Origin of the sequence: Amycolatopsis sp. NPDC052450, assembly GCF_044547565.1 — a bacterium.
GTDB lineage: Bacteria > Actinomycetota > Actinomycetes > Mycobacteriales > Pseudonocardiaceae > Amycolatopsis.
Map to the genome: position 1 here is coordinate 71,106 of NZ_JBIUAQ010000002.1, position 21,605 is coordinate 92,710.

General features: G+C 68.2%; 22 protein-coding genes. 15 read left to right on the plus strand and 7 right to left on the minus strand.

The genetic code is table 11. The annotated features are described in order from the left end of the window. The first annotated feature begins 79 nt into the window (after positions 1 to 79). Genes ACIHAO_RS05190 through ACIHAO_RS05200 form a run of 3 tightly spaced genes read left to right on the plus strand, consistent with a single transcriptional unit; the run spans position 80 to position 4,829 of the window. On the plus strand, positions 80 to 2,986 hold the full coding sequence (locus ACIHAO_RS05190; protein WP_396554862.1) for an alpha-L-fucosidase: 2,907 nt from the start codon (positions 80 to 82) through the stop codon (positions 2,984 to 2,986). A 47-nt stretch (positions 2,987 to 3,033) separates the two neighbouring features. Then, positions 3,034 to 3,837: a MerR family transcriptional regulator gene (locus ACIHAO_RS05195; RefSeq protein WP_396554863.1), complete on the plus strand. Its 804-nt coding sequence runs from the start codon at positions 3,034 to 3,036 to the stop codon at positions 3,835 to 3,837. Then, positions 3,834 to 4,829, plus strand: coding sequence for a BtrH N-terminal domain-containing protein (locus ACIHAO_RS05200; RefSeq protein WP_396554864.1), 996 nt, complete (start codon positions 3,834 to 3,836; stop codon positions 4,827 to 4,829). Before ACIHAO_RS05195 ends, ACIHAO_RS05200 begins: the two co-directional genes overlap by 4 nt. On the opposite strand, the gene ACIHAO_RS05205 is transcribed toward ACIHAO_RS05200, so the two are convergent. Further along, positions 4,811 to 5,608, minus strand: coding sequence for a DUF1684 domain-containing protein (locus tag ACIHAO_RS05205; protein ID WP_396554865.1), 798 nt, complete (start codon positions 5,606 to 5,608; stop codon positions 4,811 to 4,813). The two genes, ACIHAO_RS05200 and ACIHAO_RS05205, sit on opposite strands and share 19 nt — an antisense overlap. 81 nt (positions 5,609 to 5,689) lie before the next feature. Continuing rightward, positions 5,690 to 5,986: an antibiotic biosynthesis monooxygenase gene (locus ACIHAO_RS05210; protein WP_396554866.1), complete on the minus strand. Its 297-nt coding sequence runs from the start codon at positions 5,984 to 5,986 to the stop codon at positions 5,690 to 5,692. 200 nt (positions 5,987 to 6,186) lie between these two features. Between ACIHAO_RS05210 and ACIHAO_RS05215 the strand changes: the two genes are divergently transcribed. The 5 genes from ACIHAO_RS05215 to ACIHAO_RS05235 all read left to right on the plus strand — a co-directional run bounded on the left by ACIHAO_RS05215 (position 6,187) and on the right by ACIHAO_RS05235 (position 9,598). Then, positions 6,187 to 7,443 carry a DUF222 domain-containing protein gene (locus ACIHAO_RS05215; protein ID WP_396554867.1) on the plus strand — a complete coding sequence of 419 codons (1,257 nt, stop codon included), beginning with the start codon at positions 6,187 to 6,189 and terminating at the stop codon, positions 7,441 to 7,443. A 327-nt stretch (positions 7,444 to 7,770) separates the two neighbouring features. Next, positions 7,771 to 8,481, plus strand: coding sequence for a hypothetical protein (locus ACIHAO_RS05220; protein WP_396554868.1), 711 nt, complete (start codon positions 7,771 to 7,773; stop codon positions 8,479 to 8,481). 56 nt (positions 8,482 to 8,537) lie between these two features. Further along, positions 8,538 to 8,741 carry a DNA-binding protein gene (locus ACIHAO_RS05225; protein WP_396554869.1) on the plus strand — a complete coding sequence of 68 codons (204 nt, stop codon included), beginning with the start codon at positions 8,538 to 8,540 and terminating at the stop codon, positions 8,739 to 8,741. Positions 8,742 to 8,814: 73 nt separating this feature from the next. Continuing rightward, on the plus strand, positions 8,815 to 9,192 hold the full coding sequence (locus ACIHAO_RS05230; protein ID WP_396554870.1) for a DUF1801 domain-containing protein: 378 nt from the start codon (positions 8,815 to 8,817) through the stop codon (positions 9,190 to 9,192). A gap of 19 nt (positions 9,193 to 9,211) precedes the next feature. Then, positions 9,212 to 9,598 carry a YchJ family protein gene (locus ACIHAO_RS05235; protein WP_396555368.1) on the plus strand — a complete coding sequence of 129 codons (387 nt, stop codon included), beginning with the start codon at positions 9,212 to 9,214 and terminating at the stop codon, positions 9,596 to 9,598. 105 nt (positions 9,599 to 9,703) lie between these two features. On the opposite strand, the gene ACIHAO_RS05240 is transcribed toward ACIHAO_RS05235, so the two are convergent. Then, entirely contained in the window at positions 9,704 to 9,826 is a 123-nt protein-coding gene (locus ACIHAO_RS05240; RefSeq protein WP_396554871.1) for a hypothetical protein, read from the minus strand. 99 nt (positions 9,827 to 9,925) lie between these two features. On the opposite strand from ACIHAO_RS05240, the gene ACIHAO_RS05245 reads away from it, so the two are divergent. The 6 genes from ACIHAO_RS05245 (at position 9,926) to ACIHAO_RS05270 (ending at position 17,521) form a co-directional block, all read left to right on the plus strand. Continuing rightward, the gene (locus ACIHAO_RS05245) at positions 9,926 to 10,765 is read left to right on the plus strand and encodes a hypothetical protein (protein WP_396554872.1); all 840 of its coding nucleotides are present in this window, start codon (positions 9,926 to 9,928) and stop codon (positions 10,763 to 10,765) included. Between the two features lie 125 nt (positions 10,766 to 10,890). Then, on the plus strand, positions 10,891 to 13,983 hold the full coding sequence (locus ACIHAO_RS05250) for a glycosyl hydrolase 2 galactose-binding domain-containing protein (protein ID WP_396554873.1): 3,093 nt from the start codon (positions 10,891 to 10,893) through the stop codon (positions 13,981 to 13,983). A gap of 118 nt (positions 13,984 to 14,101) precedes the next feature. After that, a complete protein-coding gene (locus tag ACIHAO_RS05255; protein WP_396555370.1) occupies positions 14,102 to 14,506 on the plus strand; it encodes a helix-turn-helix transcriptional regulator in 405 nt (134 codons plus the stop codon). A gap of 5 nt (positions 14,507 to 14,511) precedes the next feature. After that, positions 14,512 to 14,907: a VOC family protein gene (locus ACIHAO_RS05260; RefSeq protein WP_396554874.1), complete on the plus strand. Its 396-nt coding sequence runs from the start codon at positions 14,512 to 14,514 to the stop codon at positions 14,905 to 14,907. A gap of 40 nt (positions 14,908 to 14,947) precedes the next feature. Beyond that, complete coding sequence (locus tag ACIHAO_RS05265; RefSeq protein WP_396555372.1) at positions 14,948 to 16,816, plus strand: Na+/H+ antiporter; 1,869 nt, start codon at positions 14,948 to 14,950, stop codon at positions 16,814 to 16,816. An 18-nt stretch (positions 16,817 to 16,834) separates the two neighbouring features. Then, the gene (locus tag ACIHAO_RS05270) at positions 16,835 to 17,521 is read left to right on the plus strand and encodes a histidine phosphatase family protein (protein WP_396554875.1); all 687 of its coding nucleotides are present in this window, start codon (positions 16,835 to 16,837) and stop codon (positions 17,519 to 17,521) included. On the opposite strand, the gene ACIHAO_RS05275 is transcribed toward ACIHAO_RS05270, so the two are convergent. From ACIHAO_RS05275 to ACIHAO_RS05285, 3 genes are all read right to left on the minus strand, one after another. Then, entirely contained in the window at positions 17,484 to 18,251 is a 768-nt protein-coding gene (locus tag ACIHAO_RS05275) for an ABC transporter permease (RefSeq protein ID WP_396554876.1), read from the minus strand. The genes ACIHAO_RS05270 and ACIHAO_RS05275 overlap by 38 nt on opposite strands. Before the next feature lie 26 nt (positions 18,252 to 18,277). Continuing rightward, positions 18,278 to 18,766 (minus strand): MmpS family transport accessory protein, encoded by a 489-nt coding sequence (locus tag ACIHAO_RS05280; protein ID WP_396554877.1) that lies wholly within the window; start codon positions 18,764 to 18,766, stop codon positions 18,278 to 18,280. A 199-nt stretch (positions 18,767 to 18,965) separates the two neighbouring features. Next, the gene (locus tag ACIHAO_RS05285; protein ID WP_396554878.1) at positions 18,966 to 19,370 is read right to left on the minus strand and encodes an NUDIX domain-containing protein; all 405 of its coding nucleotides are present in this window, start codon (positions 19,368 to 19,370) and stop codon (positions 18,966 to 18,968) included. A gap of 30 nt (positions 19,371 to 19,400) precedes the next feature. On the opposite strand from ACIHAO_RS05285, the gene ACIHAO_RS05290 reads away from it, so the two are divergent. Then, the gene (locus ACIHAO_RS05290; RefSeq protein WP_396554879.1) at positions 19,401 to 20,093 is read left to right on the plus strand and encodes a helix-turn-helix domain-containing protein; all 693 of its coding nucleotides are present in this window, start codon (positions 19,401 to 19,403) and stop codon (positions 20,091 to 20,093) included. Here ACIHAO_RS05290 and ACIHAO_RS05295 read toward each other — a convergent pair. After that, positions 20,024 to 21,547 (minus strand): FGGY-family carbohydrate kinase, encoded by a 1,524-nt coding sequence (locus ACIHAO_RS05295; protein WP_396554880.1) that lies wholly within the window; start codon positions 21,545 to 21,547, stop codon positions 20,024 to 20,026. The genes ACIHAO_RS05290 and ACIHAO_RS05295 overlap by 70 nt on opposite strands. Positions 21,548 to 21,605 lie beyond the last annotated feature (58 nt).

Consider the following 21,605-nt stretch of genomic DNA (forward strand, 5'->3'; position numbering starts at 1 on the left):
CCGCTCAACGGGGCTTGACCATCGACATATCTGGCGCAATCATCGGATCTCTCGGTTACCACGCCCTGGATGAGAGCGGATGGTCATGAGAGTTCGAGCGCACCGCACCGCCTGGCTCGCCGTCGTCCTCGCCCTGGTGGCGGGCCTGTTCACCACGACGGCCGCGAGCGCGGAGGTGCACCATCCCCGCCAGCAGTGGCTGCGCGAGGCCACCGCGGGACTCTTCCTCCACTGGGGCATGTTCACCGCGCCACGCCAGACCGACTGCGCCGCTTGGGAACGCGCCGTCACCGACGGCGGCTGGAGCGCGGACTACTGGGTGGACGAGGCCCGCAAGCTCGGCGCCTCCTACATCGTGCTCGCCACTTTCCACAGCAGGCTGGGCTACGCGCGGCCGTGGCCGTCGGCGATCCCCGGCAGCTGCGCCACACGGCGCGACCTCCTCGGCGAACTCGTCAAAGCGGGCAACGCCAAGGGGGTCCGGACGATCCTCTACATGACCGACGATCCCCAGTGGCACAAGGAAACCGGCGTCGAGTCGCTCGATTCGGCCGCGTACTCCGCCTACAAGGGCAAGCAGGTCGACCTGACCACCCGTCCCGGCTTCGGCGAATACAGCTACGACCTCTTCCACGAGGTCATGGACCGTTACACGGATCTCTCCGGGTTCTGGATCGACAACGACAACGACTACTGGGAGAAGAACAAGCTCTACGAACAGATCCGGCAGAAGCGGCCGTCCTGGTTGCTGAGCAACAACAACGAGGACACCCCGATCATGGACACGGTCAGCAACGAGCAGAAGACCGGTATCACCCCGCCGTACGACTACCCGCAGGCGGCGTTCACCCCGATGCCACGGCTGACCGAAGCCGACTACAAACTGCCGACCAACGGTGCCTGGTGGTACGACGGCACCGATCAGGCCGTCGACTTCCGGCTGTCCACCGGGCGCTACATCGCCAACGCGGGTTCGTCGATGAAGTCCTTGATGGCCGAAACCCCGATGGTGAACGGGAAGTTCCCGCCGCGGCAGGAGGCGTACAACAACTTCATGGCGAGTTGGGTGCCGCCGATCAAGTCCTCCCTGCAGGGCAAAGAGGGCGGCGGGTACATGTACGGTGGCATGCAGCCCGGGTTCTGGAACGACGGCGCACACGGCGTCATCACCGTCGAGCCCGGCGCCCGCACGCAGTACCTTCACGTGGTCACCCGGCCGAGCACCGACCTGCTCCGCTTGCGCGACAACGGCTACAAGGTGACCGGAGTGTCCGACGTACGCACCGGGAAACCTCTGCGCTTCAGTCAATCCGGCGGCTATCTGACCCTTGTGGACATCAAGGACTGGGACACCTACGACACGGTGTTCAAGGTGGAGACGGCCGGGCAGCGGTACTTCCACGATTCCGGCACGATCAAGGCGACCGCTTCGTCTTCGCGCGCCGGACATCCGGCGTCGAATGTCGTCGACGGGAACTTCGAGAACTACTGGGACGCCGACGGCAAGCAGCCGGTCTCGCTGACCTTGGACCTCGGCAAGCGGCGGCCGGCGACCTACCTCGCGGTGAATCAGCGTGAGATGTCACCGACGCACGCGCGCGAATCGTTCGGCAGGCCGGAGGATTCGTCGCGGATCAAGGACTATCGCGTCTACGTCAGCGACGACGGACGGAACTGGGGCGAGCCGGTCCGCACCGGTGCGATGCCGAGCGCCCGCGGCGTGCAGTTCATCGACTTCGGCGAACGGCAGACCCGGTTCATCAAACTCGAGGTGCTGAACACCTGGTCCGGGCCGCAGGCGAAACCCTTTTACCGGCAATTGGCGATCGACGAGATCAAGGTGGCCTACGGCTACCCGAATTCGGTCTTGGGCGCGCGGGTTCCGCTGGAGGCCGAGTCCTTCCGCAACGACCACGACGGCCGCGCCCGCCTCGGCCGGTGTTCGACCTGCTCCGGGTCGTTCCAGGTCACCGGGCTCGGTGGCGGCGCGCGCAACTCGGTCACCTATCCGGGCGTGACGGTCGCGGAAGACGGCGGCTACCGGCTCCAGCTCGACACCACAGGCGGTCCCGCCACTTCGGCGGCGGTGAGCGTCAACGGCGGTGCTCCCGTCGAGACCGTGATCGACGCAGGCACACCGGGAGTCGCGACCTCGGCGGCGATCCCCGTCGCACTGAAGGCCGGCGCCAACACCGTCAAGGTGTTCAGCAACGCCCCCACGGGGCCGGGCCTCGACCGGATCGCGATCGCTCCCCTCCCGCCGCCGTCCTACACGCCGAGGACGACCCTGACCGTCGAACCCGGTGGTGCCCAATGGCTTTCACCGGGACGGCAGTCCCTGCGCGTGACCGCGAAACTGCGGCTGGACGCCGACGACACGATCGGGAAGATCACCGTGGCGCCGATTGTCCCGGCGGGCTGGACCCTTCAGGGTGCTCCGGCCGCGGCGGCGTCCATGCGGGTCGGGGACGAGCTCGAAGCCTCGTGGACCCTGGTCTCCCCCGAAGGCGTCACCGCGGCCGACATCCCGGTCACCGCGTCGTTCGACCTGCTCGGGCGGGCGAAAACGGTGAGCAAGCCGGTGCGGGTGAGCCCACGGCCCGCGGACCGGGTCTTCATGCGGGAGGCCGAAGACTCGGCGAACGATGTCGGTGACGCGGGCGTCACGAACTGCGGGGTGTGCTCGGGCGGGCAGAAGGTCCGCAACATCGGCGGCGATCCGGGCTCGTCGGTGCGGTTCGACGACGTCATCGTGCCCGAGACCAGGCGCTACACCCTGTACATCGACTTCACCGTCAACGGGCCGCGCTCGTACTTCGTCACGGTCAACGGCGGCACGCCGATCGAAGTGAAAGTCGACGGCGCCGGCAACAACACCCGGCTCACGACGTCGGTGCCGGTCGAACTGCGAGCGGGGGCGAACACGATCAAGCTGCACAACGACCACGCTTCCGCCCCGGATCTCGATCGGCTGTCACTGGGGTGAGGTACCGGCTTGACCCTCTCCCCGGGAGAGGGTTCAGGCTGTTCCCCATGACGACCTTGATGCCGATCGGCGTGTTCGCGCACGCCACGAGGCTGTCGGTCCGCGCGCTGCGGAACTACGACCGGATCGGGTTGCTGGTGCCCGCCGAGATCGACCCCGGCACCGGGTACCGCCGGTATTCGCTCGACCAGTTCGCTCGCGCGGGCCTGATCCGGCGGCTGCGGGAGCTGGAAGTGCCGCTGGCCGAGATCGCCGAGATCCTCGACGCGGGTACGCCGGACGAGGTGAAGGCCGCGATCAAACGGCATCACGACCGGGTGGCGGCGCGGGCCGCGGAGCTCGCGGCGATCAGCGGCAGGCTCGACTCCGTGCTCGCCGAGCCGGCACGGTGGCTGCATGTCTATGAACGCGTGCGCACGCCGCGGCCGATCGCCCGCCTGTCGATCCGGACGCCGCTGAGCGGCCTGGCCGAACTGATCGGCCCCGCGTACGGGCGGCTGTTCGCGGCGCTCGCCGCACAAGGACTCGTGCCGTCCGGCCCGCCAGGAACCCGCTACCTCACCGATGATCCCGATGAGCTGACCGTCGAACTGTTCGTCCCGGTGGACGGGCCGGTGCGGGAGGACGGCGAGATCGGCGCGGGCGAGCTTCCCGGGGGCCTGCTCGTCGCGACGATCCACGAGGGTGACTACGACGACGTCGAGACCGCGTACCGATCACTCGGCCGCTGGATCGCCGAACGCGACCACGTCCCGGCCGGACCCGCCGAGGAGCTGTACCTCGTGGCGCCCGGGCCGTCGGTCGCGCCCGAGTCCTACCGCACCGAGATCGCCTGGCCGGTGACCTCGTGATCCTCGACGGCGTCGACACCGCGGGCGGAGAGCACTGCGAGACCAGCACACTCCACGTCCTCCTGCGGCACGCCGGGGTCGAACTGTCCGAACCGATGCTGTTCGGACTCGGTGAAGGCCTCGGCTTCATCTATTGGGACGGGAAGAACCTGCCGTTTCCCTTCCTCGGAGGGCGTAGCAAACCCTTCGAGATCACCCGAAGGCTGACCGACCGTCTCGGCTTGACCTTGCGGGCCAAGGAAACGACGTCGGCGCGCACGGCGTGGCGGAACGTGGCCGAGGAGATCGACGCCGGTGCGCCGGTCGGCCTGCAACTCGACTCATACCACCTGGAGTACTTCACGTCGAAAGTCCACTTCGGAGGGCACTTCGCCGCCCTATATGGCTACGACGAGGAAAACGCCTTCCTGGTCGACACGGCCCAGCAGGGTGGCTCCGTATCGACCTCACTTGAGAGCCTGGAACGCGCCCGCGGGGAGAAAGGCCCCATGACGGCTAAGAACCGCTCGTTCACTCTCGGCGCGGACGCGCCTCCTAAGCCACTTTCGGGCGTCATCCGGGATGCGGTGCGGGCCAATGCGGCGGAGTTCCTCGACCCACCCATCGCGAACCTCGGCTACCGTGGGATCGGCAAAGCCGCCGTCCAGGTGCGGAAGTGGCTGGACCGCAGCAGCGATCCGGCACGCGACCTGCCGCAGGCCGCCGTCCTGATGGAACGGGCTGGGACCGGCGGCGCGCTCTTCCGCCGGATCTACCGCGACTTCCTCGAAGAATGCACAGCCTTCGTCGACGACGCCGGTCTCCGCACCGCGTATGAGAAGTACCGCGAGATCACTCCACTGTGGACCGAACTCGCGCACTTGTTCACACGGGCAGGGGAAACCGGCGACGCCCGGCACCTGGCCGACGCGTCCGCCGTCCTGTCCGAGCTGGCTCAGCGCGAACAGGAGGCGATGACGGCGCTCGCGACGGTTCAGCGTGGGCGCTCGTAAGGCAGCTTCTCCCCCGCCTCCACCGCGAAGGGCAGATCGTTGCCCGCCGGCGGCAACGGGCAGGTGGCGAAGTCGGTGAAGGCGCACGGCAGATTCGTCGCGCGGGTGAAGTCGAGGACGACGGTTCCGTCCTCGGCGGGCGGCGGCACCGCGAGCGACCGGTTCGCCGCGTAAGTGGTGACGCCGCTCGTGGCGTCGGTGAACAGGATGAGCAGGCCGTCCTTCTTGCCGTTGAACGCGGTGAGCGTGTGCTCCACGCCGTCGTGCTCGAACCGCACGATGCCCGGCGAGACATAGACGTGGCTGAGCCCTTCGACGACCGCGCCGACCGTGGTCGGCCGCGGCTCGTCGAAGGGCTCGAAGGTCCCGGACAGCACCCAGGCCGCGTCGGGCTCGTACGCCGGGACACCGCGGAAAGCGTTCAGCACCGGCGCCTTCGGGTCATGCGTCCGGATCAGGTACCCGCCGCGACGCGCCACCTCGATCTCGATGCCGCCGGCGACGACCCGGGTGGTCGCACCACTGTTGACCAGCTCGAAACGACGAACTCCGGTGACCCGTTCGCCGTCGTGCGAGAGATCCGCGCCCTGCGGATCGAGGTACGCCGCGTCGGCGTCCTGCCACCACACGCCGGGCAGCCCCTCGTACGCGCGCGGCTTGTCCTCGAGCCAGTCGAGCGAGACCAGAGCGAGCCAGCCGAGCGGATCGGCGAGATCGCGCTCGCGTTCGGTCTTCCAGCCCTGCCAGTCCCGCGTGAACGTGTCCAGGCTTGTGCTCATCGCCGATCCCTTCCGTAACCTTGCTCGTTCTCCCAGGTCAACGGCTCGACGGCGACGATATTTCCCGTCCCGGCATGTGGGCTATGCCCGGTAGTCCGCCGTGGTGCCCTCCTCGGCGGAGACCAGCTCGGTGATGGGCGCGAAGAATGCCTTGATTCCCGGCAGATTCGCCCCCTTCTCCCGCGACGCGGCGAAGTCCCCGGAGGAACGCCACCACACGACGTCGAGCCACGTCTCGTCGTCGACCCGGATCAGCTGGGCGTCGAGGAATCCCTCCCGGTCGGCCCGGAAGTCGGCGAGCATCGCGGAGCGGGCCTGGAGCAGTTCGTCCGCGCGGTCGGCCGGGACCTTGAAGCGGGTCAGTTCCACTGTCGTCATGAGGCCGATGCTAGGCGACCGCCCCTTGTCGGCTACACCGGACTTCGCAGTCGGGGCCGCATTTAGTCGACTAATTGCGTCACCCTTTCTTTGCGTGGTCGCCACGCGAGGCGAAATCACACTTCAGTGTTGTTCGGACGTTTCGCTTGTTGCTTAAAATTACGAACGCCTGTTCGATTGTTTTGGGGTATTGTTGTGGGGTGTCCGAGACTTTCCTTCCCGAGTTGCCGCAGGAACTGTGGCGCGCCGGCAAGCTGGAGCTTGCCCATGGTGTGCAGCAGTCCTTGCAGGTGATCAGGATGGCGACCGCCGGACTCGGGAAATTCTTGGCGGAGATCGAGTCTCGTGGCGTCAAGGATCTGTACGGGTATGGCCGCACGGCCAACTGGTTCGCCGATATAGCGGGACTATCAGTCGGTGAGGCGGGTGCGGTGGTGAACCGGGCCATCGCCCTGAACCCGACCCGGGCTTTGGATGGCACGGAGGTTCCTCCTGTCGCGCCCGCTACTGCCGCTGTGGCTGCGGAGGGGCTGGTCGGGGATGAGCGGATCGATCAGATCTTGGAGTTCTTGAAGAAGCTTCCCGCCGATACCTCGGTTGAGGATCGGGCCGGTGCGGAGAAGATCTTGGCCAACCTCGCTCCGAGTGCCGGTCCCCGGCAACTCGCGGAAGCCGAGGCGAACCTGCTCGCGTTGCTGGATCCCGACGGCAACGAACCGAAGGATCCCGAACCCGCTCAGCCGCGCCGGGAGATCACCCTGGAGCGCCGCAAGGACGGGTTCTGGAAACTCACCGGTCTCCTCGACGATGAGACGGGTGCCCGTACCGCCGCCGCCCTGGAGGCCTACGCCCAGCCGCGGCCGGTGGACGAGTTCGGTCAAGCCGATCTGCGGATGAAATGCGAACGCATGGGAGACGCCTGGGTCGACATCCTCGACCTCGCCGTCGCCTGCCCCGACCAGCCCGGTACCAGCGGGTATCGCACTCTGCTGCATGTCACGATCGGGCTCGACGAACTCAAAACCGGCCTCGGGACCGCCTGCCTCGACTATGTCGGAACGATGACCGCCCGCGAAGCTCGCCTCGCCGCCTGCGACTGCCTCATGCTCCCCGTGGTGATGAGCGCCGCTGGAGAGCCCCTCGACGTGGGGCGGCTGCGACGGTTCGTCACCCCCGGCCAACGCCGAGCCCTCAACATTCGCGACGGTGGCTGCGCCTTCCCCGGCTGTCACCGCAGGCCGAAGAACTGCCACGCCCACCATATTCATCACTGGGCAGACGGAGGCCCTACGGATCTCCGGAACCTCGTGCTGCTGTGCGGTTTCCACCATCGACTGATCCATCACGGTGATTGGGAAGTACGGATGGCGGGCGATGGGTTACCGGAATTCATCCCGCCGCAGTATCTGGATCCGTTACGAAGATCCCGGCGCACCGTGCACCGCATCACCGCTTGATCCGAGGAGCCCGTCGGGCACGCCGACGACGGGCCCCTTGGCCTGCCCAGCGAGCAACACTGAGCCAAGAGAGCGTGTTCTGGCGGCCCGCGGGCCCTCATCTCACGACAGAAAGTTCGCGAGCGCCGCGCTGGAGATGGCGAGCCTTCCGCGCGAGGCCCGCCTCTGCCCGCTCGCAACGCATGAAAATCCACACAGTCGCCACTCACACCCTCTGTTCGTTCAGGCAACGAGCCCACGGCAGCTGAGCCGAGCGCGAGAGACACGCCCCTGAAAACTGTTCAGTACCGGCGGGATCCCGAAGACCGGCTACGCCGTTCGGGCGTATTGGCGAAAGAATCCTCGATTCCTCCGCAAAACCCGGAGAAGGATCGGCCGTTCCGGACTTGGGAGGGGACGGAGTACATCATGGTGAATCAACCACGTGGCCCGGACGGTCGTTGGATCAAATACAAGTACGGTGCGGGCGCGCTGGCCACCGCGGGAGTGGTCGCGGCCGCCACCAGCGGAATAGGCGGAGGCACAGCGGCCTCCCTGGATTCCGCCGCGGGCCAGGCCCTCAAAGGCAAGAGCTCCAGCAAGAAGTCCGCACAAAAAGGCCGTCACTCCGAAGCATGGCAGCGCCTGGGCTGGCGCCAGCTCAAGAAAACCGCGAAACGGGAACTGAAATGCGGTCCGCATTCCTTCGGCGACGTCCAGCGTTTCTTCCTGCGCCACCCTTGCGTCGATCTCGATCGCATGGCGGTCACCGTCGACGACGGCGCCGGGAACACCATCATCGTGTCCGTCGCGTGGGTGAAGATGCCGGTGGCGAGCGAGGCGAGCGACCTGAAAAGGCTCGTCGACAGGAACGACACCGGCAACGTCGCGCTTTTCGGCGAGGTGCGGCACGGTAGCCGCTTCACCGGCGAGAACTACGACTCTCGTCTGGCCAAGAAGCTGGTAGTGATCGCCGAGTCCGCTCCCGAGGCCGGTCGGCCGAGCGAGGCGACGCTGGAGACCGCTGTCGAAGTGGCCGTCCAGTTTCCCGCACCTTGACCCCGCTCCAGCGACCACAATGGAGGCGACACGGCCACTGACCGAAAAGGACACCCATGGACGCTCAGACCGACCTGCCGCCCGGCATCGGCAAACCGGCGACGCGGGCCTTCACCGCGGCCGGTTACACGCGCCTGGAGCACTTCACCCGCGCCACCGAAGCCGAACTCGCGAGCCTGCACGGCGTCGGCCCCAAAGCGCTCCGCATCATCCGTGAGGCGCTGGAAACACGAGGTCAGACATTCAAACGCACCGACTAATTTTTTTGTCTTGACAACTTCGACCTTCGGACGGTTAGCTGGGCACAGCACACCGACCGAAGGAGAACGAGTCATGGCCAAGTTCGCGAACGTCGACGACTACATCGCCGCCCTGCCCGAAAACCTGCGCGAAGTCGCCACCGCGCTGCGCCCGATCGTCAACGCCGCCCTCCCGGGCTCCATCGAGGCGATGTACCACGCCTCCCCGACTTGGAGCGCCGGTGAAGCCGTGGGGAAGAACCTCGTCTGCCTGATTAAGGCGTACTCGTCGTACGTCACCTTCGCCCTGTGGAAGGGGCAGCTCGTCGACGACGAGTCCGGCAGGCTGGAGGCGAGCGCGCGGGAAATGGCGCACGTCAAGCTGCGCTCGGTCGAGGACATCGACGCCGCCTTGTTCACCGGTTGGCTCAAGCAGGCACGAGACCTCGAAATCACCGCGGCAGCGCGATGACACAATCGGCGGCGTGCCTGTGATCACCGACGAATCCCGCTGCCCGTGCGGCCTTGGCGAGCCGTATGGCGTTTGCTGCGGCCGCTTCCACCGGGGAGCCGCGACCGCGCCGACCGCCGAACTCCTGATGCGGTCGCGGTTCAGCGCGTTCGCCGTCGGCGACACCGCGTATCTCACGAAGACCTGGCATCCGAAGACCCGGCCCGTCGACCTCGAGCTCGATCCGGGACAGCGCTGGACGTTCCTGGAGATCCTCGGCAAGACCGGCGGCGGGCTGCTGGAGAACGAGGGCACCGTGGAGTTCCGGGCCCACTACCGGCAGGATCGCCGGGCGGACAGCATGCACGAGAACAGCCGCTTCGTCCGCGTCGACGGGCAGTGGATCTACGTGGCGCCCGTCGACTGAGTCCCACTTCCGCCAACCCGGCGGATCACGCGCCCCTCCCGTGATAAACAAGGTGGCGATGGGAAAACTGACCCGCCGGGTCAGGGCGAAGGCCGATCGCCGCGCCTACTCGGCCGCTCGTGAATGGCCGGTCGCGGCGTCCGGAGTCGGCGTCGTCCTCGGCGTGGTGACGATCCTGCCCAGCGCCGTCGGCATCCTGCTTTCGGTGCTGGCGCTGGCTTTGGGCACCACCACCTTCGTCCGGGATCTGCGGCTGCTTCGGGCGCGATCGACGAGGCACTGTCGGCGGGGAACTTCCGGATCGTCGTCGCCGAGGAGCCGTACCGCTTGCCTCCCAAGCTCAAGGCGACCGCACCACACGTCCTCCCCTTGCGCGCGAAGGGACGTTTGCTGTTCAACGGCGCCATCATCGGCATGCGCGGCGAACCGCTCCCCGCCGCCGGCTCCGCACCTGCCCCGATCCGGCTGCATCGGGCGCGGTTCTTCGACGCCGTGTGCTCCAACGAACTTTCGACCCTGCGGATCACCAAGACGGACACCGGCGAGGAGTACGACCTCCGCCGTGAGGAACTCGCCGATTCCTCTGGCAGCCTGCGCACGCTCGCGAGCAGCGAACTGGCCGAGCTGGTCGGCGTCTCGACCATCGCGTTCACCTCCGACGGCAAGCTGGTCGTGGTACGCCAGTCCGGCCGGAACTCCGCCAGCGCATTACTGCTCGCTCCGTCGGGCAGCGGCTCACTGGAACCCCAGGATCTCGACACCCCCGACGGCGGACGCCGCCGGATGCTGCACACCGCGGTGATCGCCGGGATGGAGCGGGAACTCCGCGAGGAGACCGGGCTTCTGCCCGGCGAGATCACCTCCACGCGGCTGACCGGGTTCGCGCGATGGATGGAGCGCGGCGCGAAGCCGGAGTTCCTGGGGATCACGGAACTTTCCGTGGACGGCGCCACCCTGCTGACGCGTCGTACACGCGGCGCCGAAAAGCTGTACAGCGCGGGTACGACCCTGCTCGACGTCGATCTCGCCGCACTCGGCGAAGATCTCTCCGCCGGTTCGGACCTGGCCGACGCGGCATCACTGCCGGCGAGATTACGTGACGACGCGTCACTGCCTCTCCTGCTCTGCCTGCGCGCGGCCGCCCTCCGGCCGGCCTTCCCCGGCTGACGAACCCGGTGCAAGGGTCTGTTCCCGGCGTGAAGTGACCGCTACTATCTCCCCCAACATTGTTAGGGAACTTTCTTAACGATTTCCGCCCAGGTCCGCCGCCGTGTGCCCAAGGAGGCGCGCTCGTGAGTTTTCGGCAGAAGAGAACCCGGATCCCGTTACTGGCCTTGACCGTCACCGCGCTGGCCGCCGCGGTCTGCGGGGTGACCACCGCTCCCGCCGCCACCGGCGCGGAGGTGGCCGTGCCGCTGTCCGTCGGCGCCGCCGCGGGCAACGCCACCCCGATCCCCGGCTACGTGATCCAGTCCTCGGCACAGGTCAGCGACGACTCGGCGGTCTCGAAGCCGGGCTTCCCCATCACTGGCTGGTATCCGGTGTCGTCGCGCTCGACGGTCTACGCCGGATTACTGCAGAACGGCAAGTACGCCGACCCGTTCTACTCGACGAACATGAAGAACGTCCCGGCCGCGCAGTTCTCGGTGCCGTGGTGGTACCGCACGGATCTGAACGTCGACGACACCTCGAAGCGCACGTACCTCGACTTCAGCGGCGTACTCTCCAAGGCCGACGTCTGGGTCAACGGCACCAAGATCGCGACGAAGGACCAGGTCAACGGCGCCTACACCCGCCACGACCTCGACATCACCGCGCACGTGCGCCAGGGCGTCAACAGCGTCGCGTTCAAGGTCTACCCCAACGATCCCAACAACGACCTCTCGATGGGCTGGATCGACTGGGCGCAGACCCCGCCGGACCAGAACATGGGCATCGTGCGCGACGTCCTCGTCCGCCGCAGCGGGCCGGTCGCGCTGCGCAGCGCGCACGTGGTCCAGAAGCTGAACTCCTCGCTCGACCACGCCGACCTCACGGTGAAGGCCGACGTCCGCAACGACTCGGCGAACGCGGTGCAGGCCACCGTCGCCGGCACGGTCGCGGGCAAGCCGATCACCCAGACGGTCTCGCTGGCCGCCAAGGAACGCAAGACGGTCACCTTCGGCCTGGTCGGCCTCGACAAGCCGAATCTCTGGTGGCCGGCCGGGATGGGCGGCCAGCACCGGTACGAACTCGACCTGACCGCGAGTGTCGGCGGCACGCCGTCGGACACCTCGAAGTCGAAGTTCGGCGTCCGTGACGTCAAGGCGCCGTTGAACTCCAGCGGCGGACGGCAGTACAGCGTCAACGGCAAACCGCTGCTGATCCGCGGCGGCGGCTACACCCCGGACCTCTTCCTGCGCTGGAGCGAGACCGCGGCGGCCGACAAGCTCAAGTACGTGCTGAACCTCGGGCTCAACACGGTCCGGCTGGAAGGTCACATCGAACCGGACGAGTTCTTCGACATCGCCGACGACCTCGGCGTGCTGACCATGCCGGGCTGGGAATGCTGCGACAAATGGGAAGGGCACGTCAACGGCGAGGAGAAGGGCGAGCCATGGGTCGAGTCGGACTACCCGATCGCCAAGGCTTCGATGTTCTCGGAGGCCGAGCGCCTGCGTGACCACCCGAGTGTCATCTCGTTCCACATCGGCAGCGACTTCGCGCCGGACAGGCGGATCGAGCAGGGCTACCTCGACGCGATGAAGGCCGCGGACTTCACCCTCCCCGTGATCCCGTCGGCGTCGAAGAGGCCGTCCCCGATCACGGGCGCTTCCGGCATGAAGATGAACGGCCCGTACGACTACGTGCCGCCGGTCTACTGGTACGACAAGTCGCAGAAAGACCGCGGCGGCGCGTGGAACTTCAACTCGGAGACCAGCGCCGGCGTCGACATCCCGACAATGGACACGTTGAAGCGGATGATGTCGGCGAGCGAGCTGGAAACGATGTGGAAGGACCCGTCGGCGCCCCAGTACCACCGCTCTTCGTCGACGACGTTCGCGAATCTGAAGCTGTTCGCCAACGCGCTCACCAAGCGCTACGGCGCGCCGGCCGACCTGGACGACTTCGTCCGGAAGGCGCAGCTCGCCCAGTACGAGAACGTCCGCGCGGAGTTCGAGTCGCACTCGCGCAACTACACCGACTCGACCAACCCGTCGACCGGGTTGATCTACTGGATGCTCAACAGCCCGTGGACTTCGCTGCACTGGCAGCTGTTCGACGCCTACATGGACCAGAACGGCGCCTACTACGGGGCCAAGAAGGCCAACGAGCCACTGCACATCCAGTACTCGCACGACAATCGGTCGGTCGTGGTGATCAACCAGACGTCGAACGCGGCCAGCGGGCTGACGGCGACCACGAAGCTGTACAACCTCGACGGCACCGAGAAGTACAGCAACACCAAGACCGGGCTGTCCGTCGGCGCGCTGGGCGCCAAGGCCACCGCGGTCACCGTCCCGGCGGTGAGCGGGCTTTCGACGACCTACCTGGCGAAGCTGGTGCTCACCGACTCCTCCGGCAAGGAGGTCAGCCGGAACGTGTACTGGCTCTCCACCAAGGCCGACACGCTGAACTGGGCCGGCAGCGACTGGTACTACACACCCCAGTCGGCCTACGCCGATCTGTCCGGGCTGAAGAACCTCGGGCAGTCCGCGGTCAGCGCGACGGCGAAGTCGGTCGCCGGTGGCGACGGCACCACCTCGACCACCGTGACGCTGAAGAACACCTCGGGCGGCAAGCTCCCGGCGTTCTACGTCGACTCGAAGGTCGTGGACGCCGCGGGCAAGCCGGTGCTCCCGGTCGAGTGGAACGACAACGCGGTGAGCCTGTGGCCGGGTGAAACGACCACGCTGACCGCGAAGTACCGCACGGCCGACCTCAAGGGCTCCAAGCCTTCGGTGCGGGTCTCGGGCTGGAACACCGGCACGCAGACCGTTCCGGCCGACGGCTCCGGCCCCGGAAACCCGGTCGACTACCAGGCCGAGGACGCCACGATCGCCCAGGGCGCGGTGGAGTCCAACCACGCCGGGTTCACCGGCACCGGGTTCGTCAACTACGACAACGTCGCGGGCAGCTCGGTCGAGTGGACGGTCGACGCCCCGGCGGCGGGCACCTACGACGTCGTCGTCCGGTACGCCAACGGCACCACGGCGAACCGGCCGCTCGACTTCTCGGTCAACGGCACGATCAGTGCTTCCGGTGTCGGCTTCGGCGGCACCGGGGCCTGGCCGAACTGGACGACCAGAACCGTCAAGGTGACACTGGCGGCGGGTGTCAACAAGATCAGGGCGGTCGCCACCACGGCGAACGGCGGTCCCAACGTCGACAAGATCACCCTCTAGCCCGGGGAGTCGCCTGAGGCCCCCTTCGCCGCCTGGCGAAGGGGGCCTTTCCCGTACTCGCGTGGGTTACGCTTTCCGGGTGACCGGCAAACCCGACCCGCGCCTGCGGGACCTCGCGATGCTGCGCCGCGTCCGCGACCGGATCGATCGCGACTACGCGCAGCCCTTGGACGTCGAGGCGCTCGCCCGCGGCGTGCACGTCTCAGCCGGGCACCTGAGCCGTGAATTCCGGGCCGCGTACGGCGAATCGCCCTACAGCTACCTGATGACCCGCCGGATCGAGCGGGCCATGATGCTGCTGCGGCGCGGGGACATGTCGGTCACCGAGGTCTGCTTCGACGTCGGTTTCTCGTCGCTGGGAACCTTCAGCACGCGGTTCTCCGAACTGGTCGGCGTCTCACCGAGCGCGTACCGCAAACAGGCGGCGGAAGACGGTCGCGGCATGCCCGGCTGCGTCGTCAAACAGGTCATGCGACCGATCAGGAATCGAGAAGCGACGCCGCCGCGCGCCGACCTACCTTGAGTCGCATGACCCTCTCGATTCGAGCGTCCTACCTCCCCGCGGACGATCTCGAGGCTTCACTTTCCTTCTATCGCGACATCCTGGGCTTCGAAGTGCGTGCCGAAAGCCCGCTCCAGGCCACGGTCGGCCCGCCAGGGCAGCCGGAGACGTCGCTCGTGCTCCATCCCCCGGCCGAGGGCCCGGAGATCACCGGCGAGGAACGCGCCACGATCGCCGAACTGATGGCCAAGGGCGTCCACGGGATCATCGTGCTGTCCACCCCGGATCTGATCGGGACCTTCGACCGGGTCCAGGCTGCGGGCGCGGACGTCGTCCAGGAACCCAAGAAGCAGTCCTACGGCGCCTTCGACTGCTCTTTCCGCGACCCGGCGGGCAACCTGGTGCGGTTCGAGGAGCGGTAGCGCGGCCTCGGTGCGCGCGCACCGAGGCTCCCGGGTGATGATGAACGGCGTGGAGATCGCGGTAGAACTCGTGGCACTGGTCGTGGCCGTCCTCCTGGTCACCGCCGCGGCGCGGAAACTCGACTGGTCGGCGCCCCTGTGCCTGATCGCGGTCGGGGTCGTCGCCTCGTACGTGCCGGGCGTCCCGGAGTACGAACTGGATCCGGAGGTCGTGCTGCTGGGGCTGCTGCCCCCGCTGCTGTACGCCACCGCGATCCGCACCTCGCTGATCGACTTCCGGCGCAACCGCGGGCCGATCCTGCTGCTTTCGGTGGGGCTCGTCATCTTCACCACGGCCGCGGTCGGGGTCGTGGCGTGGCTGGTGATCCCCGGTCTGCCGCTGGCCGCCGGGCTCGCGATCGGCGCGGTGGTCGCGCCGCCCGACGCGGTCGCCGCCACCGCCGTCGCCCGCAAGGTCGGGATGCCGCGCAAGCTCACCCGGCTGCTGGAGGGCGAAAGCCTGTTCAACGACGCGGCCGCGCTGGTCGCCTTGCGGACCGCCATCGCGGCCATCGCGGGCTCGGTGAGCCTGCTGCAGGTCGGCGGGGATTTCCTGCTCGCCGCCGGTGGCGGGCTGGTGATCGGGTTCGCCGTCGGCGCGCTCGCCGCGCTGATCCGCACCCGGCTCGAAGATCCGGTCACCGACACCGCGCTCTCGCTGGTGGTCCCGTTCGTCGCCTATCTGGCCGCCGAGGCGATCCACGGTTCCGGCGTGATCGCCGTGGTCGTCGCGGGGCTGATCCTCGGGCACAAGGCGCCGAGCATGCTTTCGGGCCGCTCCCGGCTGGCCAGCAGGCTGAACTGGCAGACCATCCAGTTCCTGCTGGAGAACATCGTCTTCCTGCTGATCGGCTTGCAGGTCCGCCGGATCATGTCCGAGGTCGGCGACAGCGGGCTGACCGCGCTGGAACTGGTCCTGATCTGTGCCGCCACCCTCGCCGCGACCATCGTCACCCGGATCATCTGGATGGCGGGCATCGGCCTCGCGCGGCGGCTGTTCGGCCGTCACGCCTGGCCGTGGCGGTACTCGGCCGTGATCGCCTGGGCGGGGATGCGCGGGGTCGTCACGCTCGCGGCCGCGTTCGTGCTGCCCGCGGACACCCCGCAACGAGCCGTGCTGGTGCTGGTCGCGTTCGTCGTGGTGGCGGGAACGCTGCTGCTGCACGGGACGACGCTGCCGGTGCTGGTGCGCCGCCTGAAACTGCCGCCGCCCGACCCGGCCGAGGACGCGTTGCAGGAGGCTGCCGTGCTCCACGACATGACCAGGGCCGCACTCGAAGAGCTGGAGAAGATCCGGACTCCCGAAGACCCGGAAGACATCGTCGAACGCCTGCGCAGCCGGCTCCAGCACCGCTCGGACTCGGCTTGGGAGGAACTCGGCAGGCAGAGCGCGCTGTCCGAAACCCCGAGCGACGCGTATCGGCGCCTGCGGTTGCGGCTGCTCGAGGTCGAACGGGAGAAGTTCCTGGAGGCGCGTGACTCCGGGATGGCCGATGATGATGTCCTGCGCCGGATCCTCGAACGCCTCGACATCGAGGAATCCATGCTGGACAGGGAGGAGGAGGCCGTGCCGGACTCCGATCGGGAACTGCGCACCCCCGCCGCGACGGCGGGATCCTGCAAGCATCTGACCAAGAAGTGGCCCGCGGTCGAACCCAGCTCACCTGACGAATGCGCCGTCTGCGTCGAGAAGGGGATGACCTGGGTGCATCTGCGCGAATGCGTCAAATGCGGGAACGTCGCCTGCTGCGACTCCTCGCCGGGCAAGCACGCGACCGAGCACTTCCACGACAGCCTGCACCCGGTGATGCGCAGCCACGAACCCGGCGAGACCTGGCGCTGGTGCTTCGTGGACAAACAGCTGGGATAGCTCGGTAGGGTCCGGAGTATGAGCACGCCTGAGCAGGAAGTCGAATACCGCCAGCACCGGTTCTCACCCCCGCCCGGAGCGACCGAGATCTTCCTTGTCCGCCACGGGGAATCGGCTCCCGCGAAGGGCAGCACGCCGTTCGACCTCGTCGACGGGCAGGCCGATCCGGACCTCGCGCCGGAGGGCAGGGACCACGCCGAGCGGGTGGGCCGCCGTCTGGCGGACGAGCGGATCTCCGCTCTGTACGTGACGACACTGCGCCGGACGTCGCAGACCGCGGCGCCGCTGGCGGCGAAACTCGGGCTCACCCCGGAACTCGAAGCCGACCTGCGGGAGATCCACCTCGGCGACTGGGAGAACGGGCTTTTCCGGCGCTACACCCACGAAGGCCACCCGATCGTCGAGCAGCTGTGGCGCGAGCAGCGCTGGGACGTCATCCCCGCCGCGGAGACGATGGAGTCGTTCGGCGGCCGGATCAGGGGCGCCATCGGCAGGCTCGCGGCGGCCAACCCGGACCGGAGGATCGCCGTGTTCACCCACGGCGGCGTCATCGGCGAGGTCTTCGCGCAGGCCAGCGCCGCGAAGAACCGGTTCGCGTTCCTCGGTGTGGACAACGGCTCGATCTCCCATCTGGTGGTGTCGGGCGACGACTGGATGGTGCGGCGGTTCAACGACACGTCGCATCTTCAGTCGCCTTTCGGCTGATCAGGCCGGCCGCGACGAGGTGCACGACGACCAGCACCGCCACGGCCTCCGCGGCGAGTAGCCCGATGAGCACCAGCACCTGGGTCACCCCGGCCTGCACCGGCCCGGCGCCACCGAGGAGGACTCCGACGTAGGCGCCGGGCAAGGTCACCAGGCCGACCGTCCGGGTCTGGTCGAGGGCCGGGATCAGCGCCTGCCCCGCCGAGGGGCGGCAGATCTCCAGCGCGGCCGGGCGGCGCAGGAATCCCAGCGCCAGCGCGGCTTCGTACTCGCCGTGCCGGGACACGAGTTCGTCCAGGGCGCGCCTGGCCGCCTGGGAGGTCGCGGACATCGCGCCGCCGATGACGATCCCGGCGATCGGCACGACCGCGATGGGCCGCCACGGGACCACCCCGGTCGCGAGTACGAGCGTCAGCACCGGCACCACCCCGGAGGCGATGGCGAGCGCGACCCACGCCAGATCCTTCGCCACCCCGATCCGGCGTGCCGAGGTGACCGCCGCGATCGCGAACATCAGCAGTACGAAACCGCCGGTCAACCAGCCCGATTCCAGGATCCCGACGATCACCAGCGACACGGCGGCGAGCTGCACGACGGCGCGCGCGGCCGCGAACAGCACCGCCTTGCCCTGTCCCAATCGGCCGAACCGCACCACGGCCGCGCCGAAGATCGCCAGCACGGCCAGTACCACGGCGAGCACCGGGCCGAACGCGATCGCACCATCCGTCATGCGGATGATCCTGCCGCAGGGCCGGGTCAGGCCGTGCAGGTCACCGAAGCGCCCGCGGCGGGGGCGGTGCGGTCGCTGAGGACCTCACCGTCGACGAGGATCCGGCATCGCAGCGCGCCGCTGCCCGACCCCTGCGCGGAGACGCTGTAGAACTCGTCGCGGCCTTCCTGGCTCTCGCGTTCGAAGGTGGTGCTCCACGGCGCCGTCACCTCGGTCTTCTGCATGAGTTCCGAGCCCTGCGCGACGTAGGTGACGTTCTGGGCGCCCTTCGCGCCGGAAAGTTCGTAGACGACGGAGTGGAGCACGGTGCGCACGGCGGCCGCGGCCTGTTCGACCTGCGGCGCGGGTGGGCTCTGCACCGGCCGCGAGGATGCCTTCGGCAGTACGTACCCGGTCAGCGTGACGGCGACGGCCATCACCCCCAGCACGACCACGACCGTCCCCAGCGGCTTCAGCCTGCCGGGGGCACCCTGCCCCGGCGCCGATGCCGGAGGGGTCACGGTGGGAACACCCATGGAGAGGTCTTCTCTCGTCCGAGCGCACTCCCGTCGAGTGCGTCGACTACTTCTCGCACGAAGGTGACTCCGCGTTAGCCGTTATCGGGAAGAAACCCGATATTCACCCTTTTGGGTGTCCCAGTGAGTGGAGAGTCGCTGGTCATGGGGCGATCAGCGTAAACGCAGTGAGCCGAACAGCTCACTTTGAGTGACCCGGCTAGTCGACGAGGCCCGCGTCGGCGAGCAGCCCGAGCATCCGCCGCCCCGCCGGCGGGCAGCGGTTCGCGTCGGCCGAGGACAGCCAGGCGGACTCCGCGATCTCACGGCCGGGCGCGGGCTCCCCGCGATGGTCGGCGGTGTAACAGGTCATGCGGACGCGGCGGCCGTCCGCGTAGCCGTCGGCCTGCTCGTTCAGCACCGCGAAGAAGCGGAAGCTCAGCGGGTCGAGCTCGACGCCGAGTTCCTCCCTGATCTCCCGGCACAGTCCGGCGACGTCGCCCTCCCCCGGCTCACGTTTGCCTCCTGGCAGGTAGAACTTGGCCTTTCCCTCGGTCCGCACCGACAGCAGGCGGCGGTCGCGGACGTGGATCCAGGCCAGTGAATCGATCTCTCCTTCGGACACGGCCCGATTCTGTCGTAGCCCGGGTGCATCATGGCAACCGTGTATCGGGAGACGACGGCACCCGGCGAGCTGGGCGGCGTGGCGCGCTGCCTCTGGGAGGACGCGGGTGAGGCACCGAAGCGAATCGTGCCCGACGGCTGCGTGGACCTCGTGGAATGCGGCGGCGAGGTCTTCGTCGCCGGGCCGGACACCACGGCCTGGACCTGGGAGACGCAGCCCGGCGCCAAGGCTCGCGGCGTACGGTTCACGCCCGGCAGGGCGGGCGACGTCCTCGGGCTGGGCGCCGACGAGCTGCGCGATCAGCGTGTCCCCCTCGGCGACCTGTGGGGCGGGGAAGGCGAACTGCTGGCCGAGCGAGTGCTCTCCGGCGCCGCTTCGCTGACCGACGTCGTCAGGGAACGCCGGGCAGGCCGAGCCGATCGGGAGGTCGCGGCGTTGATCGCCAGGCTGGACAACGGCGTTCCCCGCGTTTCGGCCGCGCTGGAGCGCTTCACCACCGGCGAACGGCAGCTGCGGCGGCGGTTCACTCTCGCGGTCGGCTACGGCCCGGCGACGTACCTGCGCGTCAGCCGGTTCCAACGCGCCGTCGGCCTCGCGGAAACGGCGCCGGATCTCGCCTCGCTGGCGTACTCGGCGGGCTACGCCGATCAAGCTCATTTGAGCCGGGATTGCCGGGAATTCTCCGGGGTGAAGGCGAGCGAATTCTTCCGCGCCAGGAAGTGAGCGGTGTCCACTGTGGACTGGTACAGGGCTCGGTAGTGCGGGTAGAACTCGTCGTAGACATCGGCGTCCGCGCTCGGGCGGACGATCTCGGCGACGGGGTTCCAGGCTTCGATATCCGGTTCGCGCCCGAGGGCGAAGGACGCGAGGACTGCGTCACCGAACGCGGCACCGATGGTCTCCGCGGGGATCTCCTGCTCGATCCGCGCGACGTCGCTGACGATCCGCGTCCACACACCGCCCCGTGTCCCACCGCCGACGGCGACGAAGCGGCGCGTGCCGCCACCGGCTTCCCGCATGGCTTCGAGGTTGTGCCGCACCCCGTACGCCGTGCCTTCCAGCGCCGCGCGATACAGATCAGCGCGATCGTGGGAAGTCGTGAGCCCGGCGATGATGCCCCTCGCGTCCGGATCCGGCACGGGTGTCCGTTCTCCCGCGAAGTACGGCAGCAACAGCAAACCGCGGCTTCCCGCCGGGACCTCGCCCGCCGCCGCGGCCAGTTCCCCGAAGTCGCCGCCGACAAGGTCCCGCAGCCAGTCGGTGATCGCTCCGGAGGTGGCCATCCCCGCCGCGAGCGAATAGGTGCCGGGAAAGGCACCGCGGGTCGTCCACAGCCCCGGCGCGGGACGGGGATCGGCGAGCGTCTGGATGAGGAACATCGTGGTGCCGTACATGAGCATCGTGTCCCCGGGCGCGGTGACACCGACGCTGGTCGCTTCGGCCCAGGCGTCCACCGTGCCCGCCGTCACCGGGATTCCTCGCGGCAGGCCGGTTTCCGCGGCCGCTTCGGCGGTGACCGAGCCGACCACCTCGGTCGGCCACGCGAGCCGGGGCAGCTCGATGCCGGGGGCGATCGCGGCGACCCGGTCCGGCGCCCAGCGGGCCTCGCGCAGGTCGTACATCGGGTCGCATTGGCTCGCGGAATGGTGGTCGAGGACGTATTCACCGGTCAGCCGCAGCACGAGGAACGAACTCGCCATCAGGAAGAGTTCCGCCCGTTCGAACACCTCCGGCTCGTTCTTGGCGAGCCAGCGCCATTTCGGCCCGACGGCCTGTGAGCCGAGTGCGCTCCCGCCGCGTTCCACAATGGATTCTTCGCCGAATTCCCGGTTCAGTTCGCGGATTTCGTCGAATGCGCGGGTGTCGACGCCGTAAAGGATCGCCGGGCGCAACGGTTTCCCGGAAGCGTCGGCAGGCAACAGCACCGGCCCGATCCCGCTGACCGACACTCCGATGATGGGATGATCCCCGGCGCCCGCGGAAAGTTCTCTTGTCAGCGCCAGGAAGTCCTGCCACCACACGGTTTCGGCGTCGTGTTCGGACCAGCCTGGCCGGGGCCGGGAAGTGTCGTGCGGTTTGGAAGCCCGTGCCACCACGGTGCCCCGGGAATCGACGAGGACACCCTTGGCGCTCGAAGTGCCGATGTCGATGCCGAGCACCAGGCCCGGATCCCTCACGGCACGTCCTCACTCCTCCGCGCGAGTAGCGCGATCAGCGGATGGTAACGATTGTCGG

What these genes read in the sequence shown, in the direction of transcription:
- ACIHAO_RS05190 (WP_396554862.1), top strand. Translation starts at nt 80, where the DNA reads ATGGTCATGAGAGTTCGAGCGCACCGCACCGCCTGGCTCGCCGTCGTC.
- ACIHAO_RS05195 (WP_396554863.1), top strand. Translation starts at nt 3,034, where the DNA reads ATGACGACCTTGATGCCGATCGGCGTGTTCGCGCACGCCACGAGGCTG.
- ACIHAO_RS05205 (WP_396554865.1), bottom strand. Translation starts at nt 5,608, where the DNA reads ATGAGCACAAGCCTGGACACGTTCACGCGGGACTGGCAGGGCTGGAAG.
- ACIHAO_RS05210 (WP_396554866.1), bottom strand. Translation starts at nt 5,986, where the DNA reads ATGACGACAGTGGAACTGACCCGCTTCAAGGTCCCGGCCGACCGCGCG.
- ACIHAO_RS05225 (WP_396554869.1), top strand. Translation starts at nt 8,538, where the DNA reads ATGGACGCTCAGACCGACCTGCCGCCCGGCATCGGCAAACCGGCGACG.
- ACIHAO_RS05230 (WP_396554870.1), top strand. Translation starts at nt 8,815, where the DNA reads ATGGCCAAGTTCGCGAACGTCGACGACTACATCGCCGCCCTGCCCGAA.
- ACIHAO_RS05255 (WP_396555370.1), top strand. Translation starts at nt 14,102, where the DNA reads ATGCTGCGCCGCGTCCGCGACCGGATCGATCGCGACTACGCGCAGCCC.
- ACIHAO_RS05260 (WP_396554874.1), top strand. Translation starts at nt 14,512, where the DNA reads ATGACCCTCTCGATTCGAGCGTCCTACCTCCCCGCGGACGATCTCGAG.
- ACIHAO_RS05265 (WP_396555372.1), top strand. Translation starts at nt 14,948, where the DNA reads ATGAACGGCGTGGAGATCGCGGTAGAACTCGTGGCACTGGTCGTGGCC.
- ACIHAO_RS05270 (WP_396554875.1), top strand. Translation starts at nt 16,835, where the DNA reads ATGAGCACGCCTGAGCAGGAAGTCGAATACCGCCAGCACCGGTTCTCA.
- ACIHAO_RS05275 (WP_396554876.1), bottom strand. Translation starts at nt 18,251, where the DNA reads ATGACGGATGGTGCGATCGCGTTCGGCCCGGTGCTCGCCGTGGTACTG.
- ACIHAO_RS05280 (WP_396554877.1), bottom strand. Translation starts at nt 18,766, where the DNA reads ATGGGTGTTCCCACCGTGACCCCTCCGGCATCGGCGCCGGGGCAGGGT.
- ACIHAO_RS05290 (WP_396554879.1), top strand. Translation starts at nt 19,401, where the DNA reads ATGGCAACCGTGTATCGGGAGACGACGGCACCCGGCGAGCTGGGCGGC.